Below are 20,712 nucleotides of genomic sequence, written 5' to 3' on the forward strand. Positions count from 1 at the left end.
TCGGATTTACCGTAGCGTCAGCCTTGTGTGCTGACTGATCAAGCCAGGGGCGCACGGGCGCGGAATCGTTCCAATTCGAACGGTTGGCGAGATTTTATCCCAGCAGGAGGAGCTGAACATGAGTTTTAAGATCCTTAACTACAGCATTGGGACCTTGGCTGCCGCGGCGGTTCTATGGGGCGCGCAAGCGCCGGCGCAGGCTCAGGACGCCCAAAAACCCAATATCCTCGTCATCATGGGCGATGATGTTGGCTGGTTCAATATCGGTGCCTATCACCAGGGCATCATGTCCGGGAAGACGCCGAACCTCGACAAGCTTGCTTCCGAAGGCATGCGGTTTACCGACTATTATGCGGAAGCGAGTTGCACTGCGGGCCGCGCCAGCTTCATCACCGGAGAAATTCCTTTGCGTACGGGCTTGACGACTGTCGGACAGGCAGGCGCGGACGTCGGCATGCCTGACAAGGCGGCGACCATCGCCTCTGCCCTCAAAGTCGAGGGTTATGCCACTGGCCAGTTCGGCAAGAATCATCTCGGCGATCTGAACAAGTATTTGCCGACCCTGCATGGGTTCGACGAGTTCTTCGGGTATCTGTACCACCTCGACGCGATGTCGGACCCTTATTGGTATTCGTTCCCCGACGACCAGTCTTACCGCGACAAGGTCGGGCCGAGAAATCTGGTCCATTCATTCGCAACCGAAACGGACGACCCGACTGAACAGCCGCGCTGGGGCAAGGTCGGCAAACAGCGGATCGTGGACGAGGGCCCCCTCGCGCCATACCCGGACATGTCCAATGTCCCGAACATGCACGACATCACGCCGAAGGCCAAATACGACATGACGACCTTCGACGAAGTCCTGGTCAAGCATTCGTGCGATTTCATGGACAAGGCCAAGACGGACGGCAAGCCGTTCTTTGTCTGGCACAACACCACGCGCATGCACGTCTGGACGTTCCTGTCTCCGAAATACCAGGCCATGATGAACAGCGATACCAACTATGGCCTGGAAGAAGCAGGCATCGCGCAAATGGACGACAGTATCGGTGCCCTCACGAAGTGCGTGGAGGATGCGGGCGAGGCGGACAACACCATTCTCATCTTCACCACCGACAACGGCGCTGAAGTCTTCACCTGGCCCGATGGCGGCATGACCCCGTTCAAGGGCACCAAAGGCACGGTGTACGAAGGCGGGTTCCGCGCTCCGGCGATCGTTCGCTGGCCGGGCAAAGTCAAGCCGGGCACAGTCGAGAACGGCATCTTCTCCGCCTTGGACTGGTTCCCCACTCTCGTTGCAGCAGCGGGCAACCCCAACATCACCGACCAGCTTCTCAAAGGCGTGAAGCTGGGAGACGCAACCTACAAGAACCACCTCGACGGCTACAATCAGTTGGACCTGCTGCAGGGCAACGGGCCGTCCGCACGTCATGAATTTTTCTACTTCGAAGGTCCTGAGCTGGGTGCACTTCGCGTCGATAACTTCAAGTTCCAGTTCTATCAGCAGCCGCAGGGCTGGCCTGGCGGGAAGGTCACGACGAACATGCCCACCATGGTCAACCTCCGTCAGGACCCCTTTGAACGCACGCCGTCGATTGGCGAGCAAAGCCTCAACGACCAAGGCGCTGGCTATATGATGGACTTCATGGGGCGCGAGTTCTGGCGGTTCGTCTCTGTTCAGGAGGTGGTCGGGAAATTGGCCCTCACTGCAATCGACTATCCTCCGATGCAGGACCCGGCCTCCTTTAACCTTTCGGAGGTCAAACAGAAGATCGATGCAGCCATCCGGAACAAACCCGGCAACTGATGCCTATGGCGGCCTCGGAGGACCGGGGCCGCCACACCGGAAGCTGACATTCACTTTGAATCCGCCAAACAGCAGGGATCTTCGATGTCCGCAATCAATGATTTCCTCAAGCTGATCCGTAGCATGGCGCTTGGTATCGCGGTGGCGTTGCTTTTGTGTGTTCCGGCGATTGCCCAGTCTGATCCGCTGCCTTCCTGGAACGACACCTCGCCGAAGGCTGCGATCGTCGAGTTCGTCGAGAAGGTGAGCAAGGAGGGTTCGCCCGACTTCGTGCCGGAGCCCGAACGCATCGCGGTGTTCGACAATGACGGCACGCTGTGGGTCGAACATCCGATGTATGTGCAACTCGCCTTCGCGCTCGACCGTGTAAAAGCCGAGGCGCCAAGTCATCCCGAATGGGCGACCACCCAGCCGTTTCAGGCCGTGCTCGAAGGCGACATGAAGGCGCTCGCAGCAGCCGGTGAAAAGGGCCTGGTGGAACTCATCATGGCGACCCACGCCGGCATGACCGTCACGCAATTCCAGACAATCGTGACCGACTGGATCGCCAACGCGCGCGATCCACGCTTCAAGAAGCCTTATACCGAGTTGGTCTACCAGCCGATGCTCGAACTTCTCGCCTATCTGCGGGCCAACGGGTTCAAAACCTTCATCGTGTCTGGCGGCGGCGTCGAGTTCATGCGCCCCTGGACGGAAAAGGTTTACGGCGTTCCGCCGGAACAGGTGGTCGGCTCTTCGATCAAGACGAAGTTCGCGATGAAGGACGACGACCCCACGCTGTTTCGATTGCCCGAGGTCAACTTCATCGACGACAAGGCCGGCAAGCCGGTCGGCATTCAGGAGCATATCGGTCGCAGGCCTATCGCCGCATTCGGCAACTCGGACGGTGATCTTGAAATGCTGCAATGGACGACTCTCGCCGACGGTCCGCGGTTCGGCTTGATCGTTCATCATACCGACGCAGAGCGCGAATATGCCTACGACCGGAAAAGCGAGTTCGGCCATCTCGACCTGGCTCTCGACGCCGCGGCCATCAACAAATGGACGATCGTGGACATGAAGGCCGACTGGAAGCAGATCTTTCCGGGAAACTAGCCAGCGTGGGGACGCTTGGATTCCGCCACTTAAACGAGAGGATAATTCTATGAACGTCAATCGCATCATGACCACGATAGCCCTCGCAGGCGGACTGGCTTTGGCGACTGCCGGCGCAATGGCACAGGATTCCGCAGAGAAGCCGCACGTGCCACTGCAAAAGACGATCGGCCAGGCTACGGCGACAGGACCGATTCCGTCGCTCGCCGTCATCAATTCGCAGGGCGCCACGCTCGACGGCGGCAAGCTCGTCCTGACCGGCGTTTCGAAAAACTCAATCGTCTTTGCCGATCGGCCGGTGCGGGCCGCCGGTCATGTTGCGACCGAGCAGTTCATTATGCAGTGGGATGAGGGCAAGGACAGCTTCGCCGTCGACCCGCCGAACGCAACGGTCTCAGTTCTTGGGGGAGACGGCTCGGAGGTGGATGATGCCGTGGTTACGCTCAAAGCGCCGAAACTTGAGGGGAACACGCTGACGTTCGACGTTGCCGTTCTGGAAGGCAGTCTCAACAATGCGAGCGGGCCTGCGGCACTTTTCATTGACGCCTTCGCGTTTCGCGGACCGGGCGGTGGCGGATTCGCCCATGTGGGCGGCTACGGCGGCGCGGTCTGGCATGGTGGCGGATACGGTTATCACGGTGGCGCATACTGGCATGCTCCTGTCTATCGTGGAGCTTGGTATGGTGCTGGCGCTGTGGCGGGGGCCGCAGTTGCCGGAGCCGCTCTTGGCGCTGCCGTCGGTGCCGCCGCCCCATACGCATATCCGCCCTACTGTGGATATTATCCTTATCCCCCGTGCTATTGAGACAATCTGCAACAAGGACGCTGAGCATGGTTTACAAGATGATTTTCAGCGGTCTGATCCTGATGGCCTCCTTTGCGCTCGCCGGCCCTGGGCGAGCGCAAACGATCAGCTATGGCGACGCCATCACGGTAACTGCCAAAGACTGCGGCGCAGACATCAAGAAATATTGCAGGGGCCTCAATCTCGGCAACAACGAGATCCGCAATTGCGGTGAACAGGCGTGTGCAGCTCATCAATTTGGGCGTGGCAAACTGAGTGCGAGCGTAACGTGAACCAACATGCTCGAATGCGCGTCCCGCTTGTCGTTGAGCATCCTCGGGAGGCGAGAACTATCAGGATTTTGACGGTGCTGGCAGTGTTGGGCGCAACATCCGACGCGATGGCAGAAAGCACGTCCCTAGGAATATCGGTGACGTCCGACCGGCAGGAACAGGACCTGGGCGTTCCGCAAAGCACCAAGGTCGATATCAGCGCGTCGCACACGTTTGATGTCGGCGTCATTCTGGGTGCCTCGGTCCAATATTCCGACACTGCCTTCAGCAACTCCGCGACCGCAAACCTCGAAACTACGGCAGGCTATCGAGTTCATTTCAACGATATAGTCTCTGTCATGGGCAGCGTCGGGGTTGGCGCACGGATGCAGGTATCGGGGGACGGCGACGACATTGCATACTATGTGCTGCGCGGAGAGGCTGATATAAAGCTCAACAACACAGTGACCTGGAATGCCATTGCGTTTCGATACCGCGATGCATTCGATGTCGATGACGACTACCTAACGCCGCAGCTTGCGACCGGCTTCACTTTTAAACTGGACGAGCACAATTCAGTTTCGAGCAAGGTCCAGTATAACTGGAAGGACTGGAACCCGGACACGATAGGCTTCGAACTAAGCTATGCCCATTCTTTCTAGACGCTCGTTCGAGCGCCTGCCCCATCACCCGTCCTAGCTGGTGATTGGCATTACAGCGTGCTCATGCCAACCGAGCGAAGCCCATCATGAATGACCGTAACTTGCCTGGCCGAGCCGCTGCTAGTCTGGCAATAGCAGCGCTGGGCTCCTTGCTTGTGATAGCTACGCCCAGGGCCGGTCTGGCTGCAGAAATAGGTGGTTCCACATCTGATCCACGGATCTCCATTCACGACGGGTTCGTCGACGAAAAAAGATGCGTCTCATGCCATGCGGACCAGGCAGCGGCCTTCGCCAAATCGAACCATGCCAAGGCGATGGCTGTGGCAGACGACAGCACGGTGCGCGCGAACTTCGATGGTGCTCGCTACGAGCATGACGGCGTCCTGACGACCTTCTTCAAACGGGGAAGCCAGTTTTTCGTTCGGACCGAGGGACCGGACGGCAGGCAGGGCGAGTTTCAAGTCAAATACACCTTCGCTTACGAACCGCTGCAGCAGTACCTCGTCGACATAGGCGGCGGCAGGCTGCAAGCGCTCGATATCGCCTGGGACACGATCAGACGGGAATGGCTCTGGCTCGGCACAGGCAAGCCCGCAAAACCCGGCACGACTTACCACTGGACCGGACCCTTCTATCGCTGGAACCGGACCTGCATCGACTGTCACTCCACCGATCCTCAGGCGAATTTTCAGCCGGAGACCGAAGAGTACAAATCTACCTATGTCGCGACGAGCATCGGCTGCCAGTCATGCCACGGTGGCGGCGCGAAACATGTGGAATGGGCTGAGGCGGGTACTTCTGAATCGCTCGCCAACTTCGGCCTCGCCCCAGTCGACCAGGATGTGTGCCTAGGCTGCCATTCGCGGCGCACGAAACTTCTCAACGGCCACGGGCCAGGAAGGGCCTTTCTCGATCATTTCTCGCCGAGCCTGCTGCGCCCGGACCTATACTTTCCAGACGGTCAAATCCTGGACGAGGTTTTCGAGTACGGGTCGTTCCAGCAGAGCAAGATGGCGAGAGCCGGCGTCGTGTGCCTCGACTGTCACAAGCAGCATGAAGCGACGCTCAAGGCCGATGGCAACGCTGTCTGCACGCAATGCCATGCCGAGACAAAGCCGGAGCGATTTACCAACTTCGACCCGAGCGGCAGTTTCGATACGCCCGCGCACACCCACCATCCGGCAGGCGCGGCCGGCGCCCTTTGCGCCAACTGCCACATGCCCCAGCGCGCCTACATGAAGGTCGACCCGCGGCGCGACCATTCATTCGTCATTCCACGGCCCGATTTGTCGATCGCCTACGGCACTCCGAACGCCTGCACGACCTGCCATGCAAACCAGACGAACGCGTGGGCGGCGGAAACGATGGACGAATGGTACGGCACGGCCTGGCGCGAGCGCCCGACGATTGCCCATGCCTTCGCAGGTGCCGCCCAAAACGATCCGGCAGCGATCGAAGCTTTGCGTGCGCTCGTCGCCGACCGGGAACAGGCGGGCATCGTCAAAGGCAGCGCCATCGTCGAGATGGGACGCCTCGGCGGCGATGCCGTTTTTGCAGATGTGGCTGCCGCGGTAGCAAGCCCTGATCCGCTCGTCCGGCTGGGTGCGGCGCAGGCTGCAAGCAATCTCCCGCCTGAACTGCGGCTGGAGGCTATCGGGAACCTCCTGGCAGACGAGACGCGCGCTGTCCGGGTGGCCGCCGTGACCGCTCTCGGCAATGCGCCGACGAATGATCTGCTCGGTGATCAGCGTCGCAGTTTCGAGGTCGCGCTGAAGGATCTGCGCGTCTATGTGCAGGCCAATGCGGACATGGCCGAAGCACAGAATGCCTACGGCCTCTTCCTGATGGGTCAGCGTCAAGCGGATAAAGCGGAAGCTGCGCTTCGACGCGCCATCTCGCTCGACGGCAGTCTCGCCGGAGCGCACGCCAATCTGGCCGAACTTTACAGGGCGACCGGCCAGATCGAGAGATCGGAAAGCACTTATGCTGAGGCCATTAAGGTTTCGCCCCAAGATCCGCTGCTCCGATACGGTCACGCTCTGTCGCTGGTTCGCGCGAAAAACATGACAGGCGCGATCAGCGAGTTCGAGGCGTCGGTGCGGCTAGCTCCAGCCAATGCTCAATACAGGACCACGCTTGCAATAGCTCTCGACTCGGTCGGTCGCACAGGCGATGCATTCCAAATGCTTGGCGAATCGGTCACCAACGGCCCCGCCGATCCGAACCTGCTCGGCACCGCCATTCAATTTGGGCTTAAGTTGCGGCGCTACCCCGAAACGCTGAGACTGGCTGAAGAACTTGCCCGGCAGCAACCGGACAACGCGCAACTTGCCGACTTGATCGTGCAATTGCGCGCTAGCCGATGAGTGGGAACGCTTGCAGATATTCAGCCAGCGGCAGCTACTGGCCTAACTTTCCTGTTCAATGAGCATAAGCTCCGCCTTTTCTGCCGTCAGCTGACGCGACCTGTTATTGTGCAAAGACAGGATGCGCCGAGCCAAACCCGGCAAGCAGCAGCGCCAGCGCCGCAGCGCCGACCTTCAACATATCATTGCCCGTCATGCTTCGATCCTCCCTGTCTGTCTCGGCAAGCCTTAGGCCGGGCCTTTTTTGCAGTATTTGTCACGTTCTGCGTGCAATGCAGCGGAAACCTAAATGGCACGTCGACGTATCGATCGGCTGCGCCATCCGCGCGGCCGGGCGGTAGCGCCGGCAATAGTTGGGCGCGCAAAGATGCGATTGGCCGGCGACCGATGTGCTGGTGGATGCCGACAGGCTTGCCCGCCTTGTCGTCAATGAAGTTGATTTCCGGCAACCGCATGAGCACCGGTGACCCGTCGCGCATTTCGAAACTGGTCTTGCCGCTGCTGCCGACGACCTGCTCGGGCGGTATGCCGGTGTTCTTCACCAAATCCGGCACGTTTTTCGAGCCAGGCGCGTTCACACTGAGCGGTCCGTGCGTGAACATCTTGGTCCGCCAGAGTCGCACATTTACAAGAGTCAACAGATCAACCGACGTCCTTGCTTCAACCATTGCTTCTCGACGCCGACTCGATGATCGCCGCTTTCTATTCACCCTGTACAGGCTGGGCTGCTTTCTGCTGGGCAAGCGATATCACATTAGCCGCAGCCACGGCCGCCTGCTTCTCATCGGTTCCCACCTGGACCGTGGGCTGGGCAAAATGGATGCCGTTCTCTGCGAACGCCTGCTGGATCATGGTGTAGGCCTTGCGCCTGACGCCGAATTGGTGACCGGGCTTGGTCATGAAGGCGAAGCTCAGCTCGATGCCGAAGTCGCCGAACTGCTCGACGCCCTTCATCTTCACCGTCTCGATGATCTCCGGCGCCAGTTCAGGATCAGCAAGCAATTCCGCGCCGATACCCTTCAAGAGCTTCTTCACCTTCCTGATGTCGGTGTCGAACGACACCCGGATCCTGAACTTGTCGATCACCCAGTCGCGGCTCATGTTCTGCACCGCGCCAAGGTCGCCGAACGGAACCGTGAACACCGGGCCGCGATGATGGCGCAGCTTCACCGAGCGTAGGCTGAAGGATTCGACGGTTCCCTTGTAGCTGCCGCTCTCGATGTACTCACCGACCCGGAAGGCATCGTCGAGCATGTAGAAGACGCCGCTGAGCACATCCTTGACCAGGGTCTGCGAGCCGAAGCCGATGGCAACCCCGAAGATTCCCGCGCCGGCGATCAACGGAGCGATCTGCACGCCGAGCCCCGAAAGCACCATGAGAACGGCCACAGTAGCAAGCAGCACAGCCAGGATGTTGCGGAAGATCGGCAGCAAGGTCCTGAGCCGGCTCCGGCGTGCCGCCTCAGCCGGCGTGATTGTGTCGTCGACCGCGGCCAGTTCCAGCGTCCGGCCGATATAGGCTTTCGCCAGTTGCCAGATGAGATCGGCAACCAGCAAGATCAGGACACCGTGGAACAGGCCGCGCACGATGCGGTTTATCGTGGTATTACCTTCTGCCATTACACCTGGGTCCAGGCGCCAGACCACGCTCAGCCACAGCACCGCGAGCAGGATCACCAGCGCGCGAACGCCGCGGTTGATCAGCACTGTGCGAACGGAATTCGCCGAGGTGGCATTGTCCGGCCGGACCACCAGCGCCTCTGCCACATGGCCGGCGATGGTCAACGCCTTTGACAATAGCAAGGCATAGATGCCGAGCCATAGCGCGCCGTTGAGATCGGCGACCCAGAGCCCCCAGAGGAGAACCAGGTAGATGGTAAGGAGCCATTCCCTCGTGCTTATGCGCTGTGTGGTCGCTGGGCCGCCTGGACGCCGCCAGACCATCTCGACGGCGAGGACCAGAAGCCCGATGCCCAGCAGATAGGCGATCAAACGCGTTGCATCCGGCGAAAAGCCCAGGTGCGGAAGCAGGCTGACGGTCGCCCATCCGGCCATCAGATAGCCGGTGAAAACGGCCAGCCGGCGATACCAGAAATGGGCTTCGGCATCGCTCGCCGGAACAAGCCGGAGCGGTTTCTCCTGTCCCGCCGGAATGGCGCTGCCATTCGGTGCAAGCAGGATCCTGCCGATGGCCATCACCACCCGCGCGACGATGAATGCGACCAGATAGGTCAGGATGACAACGCGCAGCAAGGCGGGCCAATCGAAGGCCAGGAAAACCCCAGCGCTGACGAGGGAAAACACGACGAGCGGTGCCAGTTCCGCGAGTAATCGGGCGGCACGATTGGCCTCGCGTGCGGCGCTTGCATCGGCTGCCTGGCCCGAGCCAGGCTGCTTCACTCCGCCCACCGCACGCTTGAATAGCCACTCCGCTCCGAAGCCAAGCGCCAGCAAGGCTGCGAAGAGAACAAGTATGGTGGCGAACCCACGGTTGTTGATTTCTGACCTCACAATTCGGACGGCGTTTGCGGCCTCGCCCGGGATGCGCGGAACCGCGTTACGCAACGCAACGAGATGGCTGCGAATGAGGCTGTCCCAGACCGCCATCTGCGAGGCGGCTGGCGCACCTGGTTTGTCCGCAGGGGGCACTGCCATGGCGTCCAGCCGCGCGCGGATGTCGGGATCATCAAGCATCTTGATGAACGCCTGAAATTTTTCATCCGCCACCGGCATGGTCGAAGTTTGCTGCGCCTGCGCCATCGAGGCGCTGCCCATTGCCGTCAACCACACCAATGCCAGCGCGGCCATGACGCACACCGCCAAAAATGGCGACTTTTGCCGGGATATCTCGATCGCTCTCATGCTGCCCTCCCGCGAAAATCCGATCTCGATTGATCTACCCAGCCACCGAGCAGGCTCCCAAATAACAACCAATCCGTCGAACCACATTATCACCAAAGCTCCACTTTCTTTCATGCTTTGAGGCATGCTTGGCGAGCTGGATCTCGCGATTTCGTCCCTCGAGTAGCCCGCTGCCTCCCCGTCAGTCAGCTCGGCCGCCTAGCATGCCGGTCGAGTTCATCCGCCGAGCGGATGGAAGGGTCTATGTCACGGGCCTTGGCGGCGTTCTCCTTTGCCCGATCATAGTCGCCTTTTGCGTAGTAAGCGATGGCGATGACCGCATAGGCCTGAGCGTTGGCGGGTTCATGGCTGGGCAGCTTTGCCCTGACTTCAATTGCCAGGTCATAGTCTCCGAGCCGCAACGCCGAAACTCCAAGCCCGGCGAGCGCGTTACGCTGGGAACCGTCAGCGTCAAGTATCCTCCGATACCATTCAATGGCGCCTGCATCGTCTCCGCGCGCCGCCGCCTGGCCGGCAATCTCGATCATCAGGTTGATGCTTCCCGGCATGGTCATTCGGGCAAAGTTTACGGCGAATCCGGGCAAGCAATCCGAGATCCGTCGGGCGGCACTGAAGGCGGTTCACAACGCATTCCGAGAGAACGGAATTCGGGCCGTGCCAAACCGACATCCGACCTAAGGGCAATGGCTATCGCGTGATAGTCGTTCGCAGGATGGCTTACTGCGTCAACATTGCGGTTCGTAGCGACATCATAGGACCACAGCGATGTCAGGATCAGACCGATAGTGTTGAAGAAGTCGGAGATGAAGCCGTGGGTCCATTCGCACGGAGCGTCTTGATTAAGGTCGACGCGACCTCCTCGCCCTGAGTGGCTTGGGCGATGACCCGCGACCGCGGCCGGCGGACCTGGTGCTCCGCGCCACCCAAGACATACATAGCGCCGGTGCCCGATTAGGCGTCAGGTGAAACAGAATTACCAATCCTGTTTCAAACGCCAACCTAGCGTCTACTTTCACGGTTCTCCGGACCCATGAAAGGCAAATGAGTGGTCAGAGCGGCGGTCATTTCGTAAGGCACTTGCGGCCCATTGCCATTGCCTTGAAAGTCCCCTTCAGATCGACGACAAAGGTCCCCTCGGTTTCCGGAAACACGATCATTTCGTATTTCTTCGCCACGTCGCGCTTGAAATTCGGGTCGTCTGTCAAGATGTAGCCGCCAGAATATCCGCCCTTGAGTTCGCCGCTCGTGCTGGTGGCCACACCCTCGTAGAGACGGCCGCCGATGGAGACGAAGATTTCCGACTTGGTCCCGTTCTGAAGGCCGATATCCTCCTTCGTGAACACGCCAAGATACCCGACCTCGTGATTTGCGGTAACGCCCATTTGCACCGAACTTGGCCCATCTTGGCGCACGATCAAGCAATCTCCGCGAGTTTGATTTGCATAGACCGTCCAGCCCTCGACGTCGTCCCCGTATCGGACAAGCACATCGCTGGCCTTGGGAAGGGGATTTTGATCTTGTGCGTTGGCTGCCATCCCAGACGAAAGTGCTACTGACGTTGCCGCGATCAGTGTCACGAAGTTTCGCATAAAGATTCTCCTCTTGTGCGGTTAAATTGTTCTGTGGCTGAGCGACCTTGGCCGATTGGCTCACGTGAGGAAACGTAAATAACAGTAAGCTACGGGTTAATACTGGCCAGCGCGCTGCGGACCCCTAGGCAGACGTTCGGCAAAGTTGGCCACCGGCAGCCCATGGGCGCTTAGCGGAAGTTTCGGGGTCGATCTGAAAGCGTCGTTTAGTTAGCCGCAATGTCACCCGAATGAACGCGCCCACCAGTAATCTCATGAGCGCTGAGGGAAAGATCCGGTCATGGAAAAATGGCAGGCAACGCTGCCCGCCATCTCCGACTTCCGGCTGCGTTTACTGGTGGCCAACCATCGTGCAGAAGGCGCCATGCCCCTGGTCATCACTGGGTATGTCGCCGCATTCCTGCTTTATCGTGGCGCGATCCTCGTCTTTCAACCCCTCCCAAGCGGCCTTGAAGTCGCCTTCCGATTTTAAGGTCTTCATGTCGGCAGCGGTGTAGAAGGGCGCCATTTTCGTCGGCTCGTCGAGGGCGCCGCCGTGCTCGGCAAGTGCGGCGCCGGTCATCATCGAAAGCGCCATCGCGCCCGTGCAAAGCATCTTGAGATTCATGGTCATTTCTCCTGGTTGCTTTTAAGTTCGTCCAAGCAGCGATCCATGCAGGAACGCGTCACCTTGGCCGATTGCTTTGCTTTAGGGAACGTAACTAACTGTATCCTACAGGTGGAATTGCAGGCGGGACAAAGACAGTCAGCCTTGATGGCAGTCAGTTCGATGTCCGCGAGATCTTCGAGGCCTCAATCTGCAAGGCGTGTACGATCTTGTAGGGACTACGATCCGGTCAAGCATCGATCCATGCAGGAGCGCGCCGCCAGGGGCGGGTTTACTTAGCTTCGGTCACTTGAGCTGCTTGATCTGGAATCAGAACCACCCGGTAGGTCACGCCCTCGCACTTGAGCAGGTAGACGGTGTGATTGGGGGCGGACTCCGCTTCGATACGCTCAGCCGAGCTTGGATTGTCGCAAGGAAAGGCCTGGCTTCGGACCTGGTCGCCAACGATCCTTACGTCAGCGCTCTGGTCTTGGGCTGTGGCGGTCGCAATAGGACCTCCGAGACTAACCGATAAGAGAACGCGCGTGGCGAGGGATCGAATCCACAACGATCTTGGACGGCTATTCATTGCGCTCTCCTTGGCACGCGGCACGCAGTTCCCGAAGCGCCGCTGCTCCGTGCCCCCAAACTGTTTCAAAAGGCGGCGAAAGCCTAAACTGGCGCACTGCAGCCGAGACCGCTCTTCGTCTATCGGGCGGTTCGTCTTCCATCCTCATGGCGCAATTCGTGTTTTCCCGGGACCGCAGTAGCCTAATCGTATGGAGGCGGTAGCGGAATGTAAGTTACGTGGGTGACGGGGTATTTGCTGAACATCTCGCAGCGAGCGCGGTCGGCATGAACGCCCATAAAAGGCGCACAAGGCAGGGTACACGGCGTTCGGCAAGGCAATCCACGAAATGGACGGCAGTAACCGCGACCACGACAGAGCCAGCCGGACTGAGGGAAGGGCGCTGCTGGCTGTATGCGCTATCCTGCGGTCAGGGAAGGTGATCGCCGGGCCAAGGCCCGATATCTTCTGAAGATCGGAGGCGCGCGGTGAGCACGATCTGGCAGAGCATATGCAGGCTCTTCTCCGTTCGACGATGTGGAAAGGATAGGACCGGCTTCCGCGTCATGTAACTTGGACGGCCGCGCCTTAACTCGGCGTCCATGTTTGAGAGGTTCGCGTTAAACAGCGCTAACGGAGAACAAACGCTGATTTGGTGGGCGATCATTATGATCGCCGCCCGGGTCACTCGCAGTCTACTGTGCCGGCTATGGAACGAGCAGGGAGCGCCAGGAGCGGTCGTTAAAGCGATCAAGGTCGAGCGGCAGTAGCCGACCCCTTGCGGACACTCACTCAATATTGGCACATGGCCGAAGTAGCGCATTTTGCGCACGCTCCGAGTTGCCCTGCTACGCGGCTTTTGAAATCCAGTATGCGTCAGTGACCAGCCAAGCATCTTTGATTCAATTGTCCGATTCGCCCTCGATGGTATTGCGCAAGATCAGTGACGTTGCCTTGTGCAACCTTGAGGGCGTCAAAGCCTTTTCTTCGTCACTGCGCCTGGCGTCGCCGCAATGGTAAAAACCGCATGGCACAAGTGATCTTATAGGAAACGTATCGCCGGCCCTTTCCAGAAGCATCATGAGGCCCCATTGGTCTTCACCTGTGAAGGGCAGCGCCAATTTCAACACTATCCACCCGTTGCCGACCTTTACATGGTCAGGTTGCATCGTCCTCAGGACGATTGCTGCCGTTCGGACTACAGTTGCCCACGTAAGTTACACCCCCGCGACTTGCCCTATGGAGTATGGGCTGCCTTACTCTACGCCAGCAACGGTTGGCTAGCACTCAGGGCAGCGGAGCCCCGGTCCAGAATTACACTTCTGTTCCCGAAGAAATGACCCATGGTAGGACCTGCTCGATACTTCAGAATAGCCTGTAGTTTACCGTTACTTACGTTTCCGCCCAAAACGCGCCAACCATGCCGTTCACACACGCGGACCGGACAAGGAGTACGACATGCTCCCGACAAGACGGAATCTTCTGCTGGCTGCCTCGGCTCTCGGCGCGACAGCTGCTTCACTTAATGCTCGGCGTGCGCAAGCGGCCGATGAGATGGCCGATTTCCTCTTTGTGCAGACCGCTGACGCGATGACCTACCACAAGCCGACGAACAGGCTGACACTGTGGGATGTCGGCAGCTCGACGCTGTTTTTCTCGGACCGCCCGGAGCGCGTCGCGGGGAATATGAAGACCGCCGCCTTCATCCCGTTCTGGAGCAAGGGAAAGGACAGCTTCCTTTCCGATCCGCCGAACGCCGACCTGTCGATCCTCGAGGGAGACCAGCTCAGGCAGGTCGTGGTGGTCCTTAAGGACCCGGAGCTGGAGGAAAACCAGCTCTCCTACGCAGTCCAGGTGATCGAGGGGGAGATGCCCGAAAAGGGCTCCGAGGTGTCGGTCTTCATCGATGTCATCGGCATGCCGCTGACGCCAGTATCCTATGCCGGTGTGGCAAGACGATCGTTCAGAAGAGCCGTTTTGTACTAGCGCGCCCTGGGACCGAAATCGGAACCCGCGCAGTCACGAAGGTCAGAGCTGTTTCCGCTCGCGCCAACAACGCACGGGATGAACACGATCAAATTTGTAACGAAATGAAAGGACCGACCATGAAATTCTCAAGACGCACTCGACTGATGATGTTTCTTGCGGCATCCAGTTTCCTCGCCGGCACGTTTGGGGCCACCGCCCAAACCGAAATCCCGCCGGCCTTGATCACCCCCGACAAGCTTGAGTCGTCGCTCGGTACGCTCGAATTCAAGGACGGCGCCCCAAGTGCGGAGACCGTCCAGAAGGCCTTGGATACCCTGGACTTCACGCACGCGCTCGACGCCTATGTCAACAGTTTCGGCGGAGCGTCGGCTTATGCGCTTTGTCAGGGGTTTCAAGGCATCGGAGCGGACCCCAACACGATTATCGTCTTCTCCGAGCTCATGGATTCGAACTCGCTGTTTCTCACGGGAAATGCAGACACGGTCTACTATATGGGGTGCCTCGATCTGACGAAGGGTCCGCTGGTGATCGAACAGCCTCCAAAGTCGGTCGGCACGATCAACGACATGTGGTTCCAGTGGGTCATCGACATCGGCTTCCCCGGTCCTGACCGCGGTGCGGGCGGCAAGTACCTTATCGTCCCTCCGGACTACGACGGGCCGCTCCCGGACGGCGGCTTCTTCGTCGGGCGCGCCAAGACGACCCTCGCGCTCTACGCATCTCGCGCTTACCTGACGGACGGCAAAGACCCGAAACCGGCCGCCGACATGATCCGTCAGACGATGAAAATCTACCCCTATAAGCCCGGAGGCTACGGCACGAGCATCGCCACCGCTCTCGACGGCACGGTCGGGCTCGCCTCCGATCCGCCGATTCCGGAGACCAAGTTCGTGGAGGGGAGTGGGAAATCGTTCAACACGATCCCGCCGAGCGACTTCGGGTTCTTCGAGACGCTCAATGCCAACGTCCAGCAGCAGCCGGCCACTTCCTACAACAAGGAACTTGCCGGACAACTCGCCGCCATCGGTATCGTGCACGGCAAGCCGTTCGCTCCGGACGATCGCATGCGCAAGATTCTCACCGATGCCGCCGCCGTCGGCAATGCCGCTTCGCGCGCGCTGAACTGGCGCGGGAGCGACGTTCCGGGCTGGGCCTTATACCCTGACTCCGGCTGGTGGAGCATGCTCTGGGAGGGCGGCGCCAATTTCGAGACGCCGCCGCCAGTGATGGGCTCCGACGGTCTGTTCAAGCCTTTCCCGCCGACCGGCGCCACCACGCTCAACTCCAAGACGGCGTTCTACTACGGCTACACGCTAGACTCGCCAGGCATGATCATGACGCTCCCGAAGGTCGGCTCGCAGTACCTCATGGGCGCCGTCGACGCCGACAAGAACTATTTCGATGGCGGCAAGACCTACAAGGTAACGCTGCCGAAGGACATTCCGGCGGCCGCGTTCTGGTCGTTCACCCTCTATGACAACCAGTCGCGCTCCATGCTCCAGACGCCGCAGCGCTATCCCCGCGCCGGCAGCCAGAACTTTCCGTCGCCCGCCGCCGAAGCTGACGCCGACGGCACCACCACGGTCTACTTCGGCCCGACCCAGCCAGAGGGGGTGAAACGCGGCAACTGGATCCAGACCATGCCCGACAAGGGCTGGTTCACGCTGCTTCGGCTCTACAGCCCGCTGGAGACGTTCTTCACCAAGGAATGGCGGCCGAGCGAGATCGAGCTGGTGAAATGATGAATGGAGCATGCGGCGGCGCAAGCCGCCGCATGCTCCTTTTCGGGAGGGAACCCGATGACCGACCGTCCTGCCGCTGCACTGGCTGCGTTTGCGTGCTTGATCGCCTACACAGGCGAGTCGTTCGCTCAAGACGCCGACGAACTGGCGAAGCAGCTCTCCAATCCTATCGCGAGCCTTATCAGCGTTCCGTTTCAGATGAACTTCGATGTCGGCGCCGGCGCGGACGATGACGGCTTTGCTTTTACGACGAACGTTCAGCCAGTCATTCCGATTTCCATCAGCGAAGACTGGAACATGATTTCGCGCACCATCCTGCCGATCGCCTATCGGGATTATCTGCCGCCGCCTGACGGCGACACATTCGGACTCGGTGATACCACTCAGAGCCTGTTCATTTCGTGCGCCCGCCTCGCCCTCGCGGAACGACTGCAATTCTGCCCGTAGCATACAGTTAGTTACGTTCCGTCGGGTCAAGCAATGGGCCAACGTTCATTGGGAATGCGCCAACCGACGCCGTGAGCTGATGTCTGCGGTTAGGCGAAATTTTTGAACGACAGCAACCAGAGATGGGAGTGACGCATGGCCAAGAGACTGAGCGTTCTTAGCGGAACGGTCCTGATTGCCGTTCTTGTCCAAACCGGGGTCGGGCGGACGCAAACCATCAGCTATGCCGACGCCGCAACATTGCTTGCCAAGGAGTGCGGCGCCGACGTCAAGAAATTCTGCAAAGGCCTCAATCTCGGCAATGGGCGAATCCAGAACTGCCTTGCGCAGCATCAGGCGAAGGTCTCACCGGCCTGCACCTCGACCATGGCCGACGTGATCGCCTCGATCCAGCTACGACTGGCGGCGCAGGCAAGCGTCGACAAGATCTGTGCGCGTGATGCGGCCCGGGCGTGCAGAGGCGTGGTCCCGGGCAAGGCGCACATTCTTGGATGTCTCCTGAAGGCGACGCGTATCGTCGGCGCGAAATGCAGTCAGGCCATCACCGATGCTGGATGGCGGTGACCCATGTTGAGACCGGGAGAAAAGAAAATGTCTATTCGTCGATTTCGCAATACCTTGGCGCTGACCGTTCTACTGGCCGCTGCCGGCGACGCCGGGGCTCAGCAGTTGAGTGAACATCAACTCGTCAACACGTTAGGACAGGTCGCCGAAGCCGCATCAGCCATCGACGTGGCGATGCTTGCGCAAGAATTGGCTGCCAATCCGGGCAAGGGGATTGCCAGTCTGCCCCACTGGAGCCAACTGGCGACCCTCCCGCAGTTCTTTGTCGAGATCAACTTCGAGAATAACTCCGTCGCAATCGAACCCGGGTCTTATAGGACGCTTGGCTTGATCGCCGACGCGCTCCACCATCCGCTGCTGCTCCGCTACAAATTTCTTGTCGTTGGGCACACCAATGCCACAGGCGATGCCAAACACAACCTTGAGCTCAGCGCACGGCGCGCTGAAGCCATTGCGGAAGCGCTGGGGACGACCTTTTCGGTGGCACCGAATCGCCTTTTCGCGATTGGAGCGGGATCAGAGATGCCGGTCGATGCGGCCAATCCGAAGGCGGCCGACAACCGTCGGGTTCAATTGCTCAATATTGGGGTGGTCAAGTAGCTGCGCTCGGGATCGGGAGGTGCTCTGCGGCCACTTTCGTTCATACTGGGCATTGGCGTCCAGTGTGGTGACATCAGGTCCGCCGAAGGCGGCTAACATCTGAGGAGATTTGCCATGACATTCAATCACGCCGCACGTCTGATGCTCTTTGTCGGAGGCCTGGGGTTGGCAACCACCGGAGCCGTCGCCCAGGATACAACCAAGAAGCCGCATGTCCCGCTGGAGAAGACCATCGGCGCGGCTACTCCGACCGGTCCGATCCCGTCCCTGGCCGTCCTCAATGCGCAGGGCGCCACGCTCGAAGGCGGCAAGCTTGTCCTGACGGGCGTTTCGAAAACCTCGATCGTCTTTGCAGATCGTCCCGTGCGCGCCGCAGGTCATGTTGCGACCGAGCAATTCATTATGCAGTGGGGTGAGGGCAAGGATAACTTCGCGATTGACCCGCCGAACGCAACGGTCTCAGTTCTTGGGGGCGACGGCTCGGAGGTGAACGACGCCGTCGTTACGCTCAAAGCTCCGAAACTTGAGGGAAACACACTGACGTTCGACGTTGCCGTTCTGGAAGGCAGTCTCAACAGCGCGAGCGGTCCGGCAGCTCTTTTCATTGATGCGTTCGCGGTTCGTGGACCGCGCGGCGGCGGATTCGCCCATGTGGGCGGCTACGGCGGCGTCTATCACGGCGGCGGCGCTTACTGGCATGCCCCTGTGTATCACGGCGCTTGGTATGGTGCTGGCGCTGTCGCGGGGGCCGCAGTTGCCGGGGCCGCTGTTGGCGCTGCCGTCGGTGCCGCTGCCGCCCCATACGCATATCCGCCCTACTGTGGATATTACCCTTATCCGCCGTGCTATTGAGGGCGAGCGCGGCCGTCTCGCAATCCGATGCAGCCGAACCGGCGCGCGACACCGACGACGTGGCATCCGTCTGGTTCGTCGCGCGGGTTGCCGGATTCATCGAATTATGGAGAATGCAAGTTTCTGGTTCGACACACGTAAAGGTCCGGGTGATGGCGCCTTCTAAGTCAGGCCGACGACATGCAACCGAACTCCAATCGCAGACAGGAGGTGGAGCCTGATGCAGCCGGCTCGCACTCCCGATTGTGCTGGCCGCACTAGCAACTACGGCCAAATCCCCACGAGAGTGCTTCCTTCAAACAATCGAACTCGCATTCATTAGGCTAGAAAGACAACTCGATGGACGAAGGGGCAGCTCCCAAGCCGGTTTTGGAAATTGTTTTCGGCACGTTGATAATGATTGTCATTATTTTCGTCCACGGCGCGGGAATTCGGACAATCCATCAGCGCTTCAGCGAGTCTTGGGTTCAGGTGAATGGCACCACGGCATATTGGCGCCTCAACCTGTTGCTCGCCATCACGATAGGGTCTCTGGCAGCCTTGCATTTCGCCGAAACGCTCCTCTGGGCCATCCCTATATTTTTGGCCGGATCAATCCCGTCAATGCGTGACAGCTACTACTACGTCCTGGAGAGCTATACGACGCTCGGCGAGGGCAGCATTAGTTTGCCTGATCGATGGCGTTTGGTCGGACCGGTCATAGCGATGTCGGGGTTGTTCACATTCGGTTGGACGGGGAGCGTCCTGGTAAGCATCATGACCGATTTTGGCAAACTCGACAAAGTGCGGGCCAAGGATCTGAGGGATCGCGGGCCTCCTGAAGGGACTGACCCAGAATCATGACTACAAGTCAGTGGGCGCAGCGCCGCCCTCTCCGTGACCGGCAGCGTAGGAATTGGCGAGGTGCTGCCGCACCACCGCAGCCCGGAGCAAAATAGAGGATAGAATGCCCATGTGGCGTCGAACCAATATACGGACTGCCACCACCGTTGTACTTGGTGTAGCGATCGTCTATTTGCTCATCGCCTATTTCATCGTACCGGAAATCTGGGTGTTTCGAGATGCCTCACGGGTATCGGACTTCGGCAGCATGCTCACGCATACCGAGCAGGATATCCCGGGCGATCCGATCAACGTCGGGCTCGTCGGAACAAAGGAAGAGGTCATTCGTGCATTCGTGGCAGCTGACTGGGACCCTGCCGACCCCATCACGCTCCGTTCTTCCATCGATATCGGTCTCAGCGTCGTGCTCCACCGACCCGACCTGGATGCTCCTGTCAGCGCCTTGCTTTTTGAGGGAAGGAAGCAAGACCTGGCTTTCGAAAAACCGGTCGGAGACAGCGCGGACCAGCGCAATCATGTCCGTTTCTGGCTGACCAAGAAATTGGGCAGTGATGGCCGTCCGCTTTGGCTGGGTTCGGCCAGTTTCGATCGCGGCGTCGGACTTAGCCATGACACCGGCCAAATCACCCACCACATAGGCCCCGATGTCGACGCGGAACGCGATCTGGTCATCAGCGACCTGACGGCAGCCGGACAGCTTTCCTCCAGTTACGAGATTTCCGGAATTGGCGCCACCAAAGACGGCCGCAACGGCGGTGGGGATCCGTATTATACGGACGGGAAGGCTCTCGTTGGTATGCTGAAAGGACGTTCGCCTATTTAGACTCGATCGGATTGAGGTCCGGCGAGTAGGGCGGAAGATAGCGTAGGCATGCGCCGGCCGCCTCGATGATCTCGCGAACGCCGGCCACCTTGTGAGCTCGCGCATTTAGGGCGGAGACGGTACGCCAACACGGATCAATCTCGAAAAATCCGGCGACAGGCCTGACTTTCGTGCGCGCTCGTCTATGTGGGCTAACGCTCTTAAGTCTGACAATGGCAAGCGGGTGTCGAGTGCACCCCGTGCATACGCGTATTCGGGAAG

18 protein-coding genes and 3 pseudogenes are annotated in these 20,712 nt (G+C 59.6%); 14 read left to right on the top strand and 7 right to left on the bottom strand.

The annotated features are described in order from the left end of the window. Window positions 1–118: 118 nt before the first annotated feature. From AC0L3N_RS27295 to AC0L3N_RS27320, 6 genes are all read left to right on the top strand, one after another. Window positions 119–1,807 carry an arylsulfatase gene (locus tag AC0L3N_RS27295; RefSeq protein ID WP_473550607.1) on the top strand — a complete coding sequence of 563 codons (1,689 nt, stop codon included), beginning with the start codon at window positions 119–121 and terminating at the stop codon, window positions 1,805–1,807. An 84-nt stretch (window positions 1,808–1,891) separates the two neighbouring features. Then, window positions 1,892–2,902, top strand: a complete 1,011-nt coding sequence (locus AC0L3N_RS27300; RefSeq protein ID WP_473550609.1) for an HAD family hydrolase — start codon at window positions 1,892–1,894, stop codon at window positions 2,900–2,902. A 49-nt stretch (window positions 2,903–2,951) separates the two neighbouring features. After that, the gene (locus AC0L3N_RS27305; protein ID WP_473550610.1) at window positions 2,952–3,707 is read left to right on the top strand and encodes a hypothetical protein; all 756 of its coding nucleotides are present in this window, start codon (window positions 2,952–2,954) and stop codon (window positions 3,705–3,707) included. 26 nt (window positions 3,708–3,733) lie between these two features. Continuing rightward, window positions 3,734–3,979: a hypothetical protein gene (locus tag AC0L3N_RS27310; protein ID WP_473550612.1), complete on the top strand. Its 246-nt coding sequence runs from the start codon at window positions 3,734–3,736 to the stop codon at window positions 3,977–3,979. A gap of 74 nt (window positions 3,980–4,053) precedes the next feature. Next, window positions 4,054–4,620 carry a hypothetical protein gene (locus AC0L3N_RS27315; RefSeq protein WP_473550613.1) on the top strand — a complete coding sequence of 189 codons (567 nt, stop codon included), beginning with the start codon at window positions 4,054–4,056 and terminating at the stop codon, window positions 4,618–4,620. Window positions 4,621–4,706: 86 nt separating this feature from the next. After that, entirely contained in the window at window positions 4,707–6,986 is a 2,280-nt protein-coding gene (locus tag AC0L3N_RS27320; RefSeq protein WP_473550615.1) for a tetratricopeptide repeat protein, read from the top strand. Between the two features lie 256 nt (window positions 6,987–7,242). Here AC0L3N_RS27320 and AC0L3N_RS27325 read toward each other — a convergent pair. From AC0L3N_RS27325 to AC0L3N_RS27350, 6 genes and pseudogenes are all read right to left on the bottom strand, one after another. Then, window positions 7,243–7,365 (bottom strand): annotated as a pseudogene (locus AC0L3N_RS27325) (formylglycine-generating enzyme family protein); the annotation flags it as partial. Then, window positions 7,352–7,516: pseudogene (locus AC0L3N_RS27330) on the bottom strand (haloacid dehalogenase-like hydrolase); the annotation flags it as partial. The pseudogenes AC0L3N_RS27325 and AC0L3N_RS27330, both read right to left, overlap by 14 nt. Before the next feature lie 172 nt (window positions 7,517–7,688). Next, on the bottom strand, window positions 7,689–9,848 hold the full coding sequence (locus tag AC0L3N_RS27335; RefSeq protein ID WP_473550616.1) for a mechanosensitive ion channel family protein: 2,160 nt from the start codon (window positions 9,846–9,848) through the stop codon (window positions 7,689–7,691). A 185-nt stretch (window positions 9,849–10,033) separates the two neighbouring features. Further along, window positions 10,034–10,396, bottom strand: coding sequence for a tetratricopeptide repeat protein (locus tag AC0L3N_RS27340; RefSeq protein ID WP_473550618.1), 363 nt, complete (start codon window positions 10,394–10,396; stop codon window positions 10,034–10,036). 513 nt (window positions 10,397–10,909) lie between these two features. After that, a complete protein-coding gene (locus AC0L3N_RS27345; protein WP_473550620.1) occupies window positions 10,910–11,437 on the bottom strand; it encodes a hypothetical protein in 528 nt (175 codons plus the stop codon). Window positions 11,438–11,768: 331 nt separating this feature from the next. Then, the gene (locus AC0L3N_RS27350; protein ID WP_473550621.1) at window positions 11,769–12,044 is read right to left on the bottom strand and encodes a hypothetical protein; all 276 of its coding nucleotides are present in this window, start codon (window positions 12,042–12,044) and stop codon (window positions 11,769–11,771) included. Window positions 12,045–14,049: 2,005 nt separating this feature from the next. Here AC0L3N_RS27350 and AC0L3N_RS27355 point away from each other — a divergent pair. The 8 genes from AC0L3N_RS27355 to AC0L3N_RS27390 all read left to right on the top strand — a co-directional run bounded on the left by AC0L3N_RS27355 (window position 14,050) and on the right by AC0L3N_RS27390 (window position 20,451). Further along, entirely contained in the window at window positions 14,050–14,577 is a 528-nt protein-coding gene (locus AC0L3N_RS27355; RefSeq protein WP_473550623.1) for a hypothetical protein, read from the top strand. Window positions 14,578–14,696: 119 nt separating this feature from the next. Next, window positions 14,697–16,322, top strand: coding sequence for a DUF1254 domain-containing protein (locus AC0L3N_RS27360; protein ID WP_473550624.1), 1,626 nt, complete (start codon window positions 14,697–14,699; stop codon window positions 16,320–16,322). 57 nt (window positions 16,323–16,379) lie between these two features. Next, the gene (locus tag AC0L3N_RS27365; RefSeq protein ID WP_258118731.1) at window positions 16,380–16,769 is read left to right on the top strand and encodes a hypothetical protein; all 390 of its coding nucleotides are present in this window, start codon (window positions 16,380–16,382) and stop codon (window positions 16,767–16,769) included. Between the two features lie 135 nt (window positions 16,770–16,904). After that, window positions 16,905–17,333 carry a hypothetical protein gene (locus AC0L3N_RS27370; RefSeq protein WP_258118732.1) on the top strand — a complete coding sequence of 143 codons (429 nt, stop codon included), beginning with the start codon at window positions 16,905–16,907 and terminating at the stop codon, window positions 17,331–17,333. A 27-nt stretch (window positions 17,334–17,360) separates the two neighbouring features. Then, on the top strand, window positions 17,361–17,933 hold the full coding sequence (locus tag AC0L3N_RS27375; RefSeq protein ID WP_473550626.1) for an OmpA family protein: 573 nt from the start codon (window positions 17,361–17,363) through the stop codon (window positions 17,931–17,933). A gap of 114 nt (window positions 17,934–18,047) precedes the next feature. Then, window positions 18,048–18,785 (top strand): hypothetical protein, encoded by a 738-nt coding sequence (locus AC0L3N_RS27380; protein WP_473550627.1) that lies wholly within the window; start codon window positions 18,048–18,050, stop codon window positions 18,783–18,785. 339 nt (window positions 18,786–19,124) lie between these two features. Continuing rightward, entirely contained in the window at window positions 19,125–19,628 is a 504-nt protein-coding gene (locus tag AC0L3N_RS27385) for an ion channel (RefSeq protein WP_473550629.1), read from the top strand. 109 nt (window positions 19,629–19,737) lie between these two features. After that, entirely contained in the window at window positions 19,738–20,451 is a 714-nt protein-coding gene (locus AC0L3N_RS27390; protein ID WP_473550630.1) for an LssY C-terminal domain-containing protein, read from the top strand. Window position 20,452: 1 nt separating this feature from the next. Here the strand turns inward: AC0L3N_RS27390 and AC0L3N_RS27395 are convergent. Next, window positions 20,453–20,557: pseudogene (locus AC0L3N_RS27395) on the bottom strand (transposase); the annotation flags it as partial. Between the last annotated feature and the right edge of the window lie 155 nt (window positions 20,558–20,712).

This window comes from Mesorhizobium sp. WSM4807 (assembly GCF_055811615.1).

Coding starts and splice junctions, on each gene's coding strand:
- AC0L3N_RS27320 (WP_473550615.1), top strand. CDS start 4,707: ATGAATGACCGTAACTTGCCTGGCCGAGCCGCTGCTAGTCTGGCAATA.
- AC0L3N_RS27300 (WP_473550609.1), top strand. CDS start 1,892: ATGTCCGCAATCAATGATTTCCTCAAGCTGATCCGTAGCATGGCGCTT.
- AC0L3N_RS27370 (WP_258118732.1), top strand. CDS start 16,905: ATGGCCAAGAGACTGAGCGTTCTTAGCGGAACGGTCCTGATTGCCGTT.
- AC0L3N_RS27380 (WP_473550627.1), top strand. CDS start 18,048: ATGACATTCAATCACGCCGCACGTCTGATGCTCTTTGTCGGAGGCCTG.
- AC0L3N_RS27360 (WP_473550624.1), top strand. CDS start 14,697: ATGAAATTCTCAAGACGCACTCGACTGATGATGTTTCTTGCGGCATCC.
- AC0L3N_RS27305 (WP_473550610.1), top strand. CDS start 2,952: ATGAACGTCAATCGCATCATGACCACGATAGCCCTCGCAGGCGGACTG.
- AC0L3N_RS27310 (WP_473550612.1), top strand. CDS start 3,734: ATGGTTTACAAGATGATTTTCAGCGGTCTGATCCTGATGGCCTCCTTT.
- AC0L3N_RS27340 (WP_473550618.1), bottom strand. CDS start 10,396: ATGCCGGGAAGCATCAACCTGATGATCGAGATTGCCGGCCAGGCGGCG.
- AC0L3N_RS27355 (WP_473550623.1), top strand. CDS start 14,050: ATGCTCCCGACAAGACGGAATCTTCTGCTGGCTGCCTCGGCTCTCGGC.
- AC0L3N_RS27295 (WP_473550607.1), top strand. CDS start 119: ATGAGTTTTAAGATCCTTAACTACAGCATTGGGACCTTGGCTGCCGCG.
- AC0L3N_RS27335 (WP_473550616.1), bottom strand. CDS start 9,848: ATGAGAGCGATCGAGATATCCCGGCAAAAGTCGCCATTTTTGGCGGTG.
- AC0L3N_RS27350 (WP_473550621.1), bottom strand. CDS start 12,044: ATGAATCTCAAGATGCTTTGCACGGGCGCGATGGCGCTTTCGATGATG.
- AC0L3N_RS27385 (WP_473550629.1), top strand. CDS start 19,125: ATGGACGAAGGGGCAGCTCCCAAGCCGGTTTTGGAAATTGTTTTCGGC.
- AC0L3N_RS27365 (WP_258118731.1), top strand. CDS start 16,380: ATGACCGACCGTCCTGCCGCTGCACTGGCTGCGTTTGCGTGCTTGATC.
- AC0L3N_RS27390 (WP_473550630.1), top strand. CDS start 19,738: ATGTGGCGTCGAACCAATATACGGACTGCCACCACCGTTGTACTTGGT.
- AC0L3N_RS27345 (WP_473550620.1), bottom strand. CDS start 11,437: ATGCGAAACTTCGTGACACTGATCGCGGCAACGTCAGTAGCACTTTCG.
- AC0L3N_RS27375 (WP_473550626.1), top strand. CDS start 17,361: ATGTCTATTCGTCGATTTCGCAATACCTTGGCGCTGACCGTTCTACTG.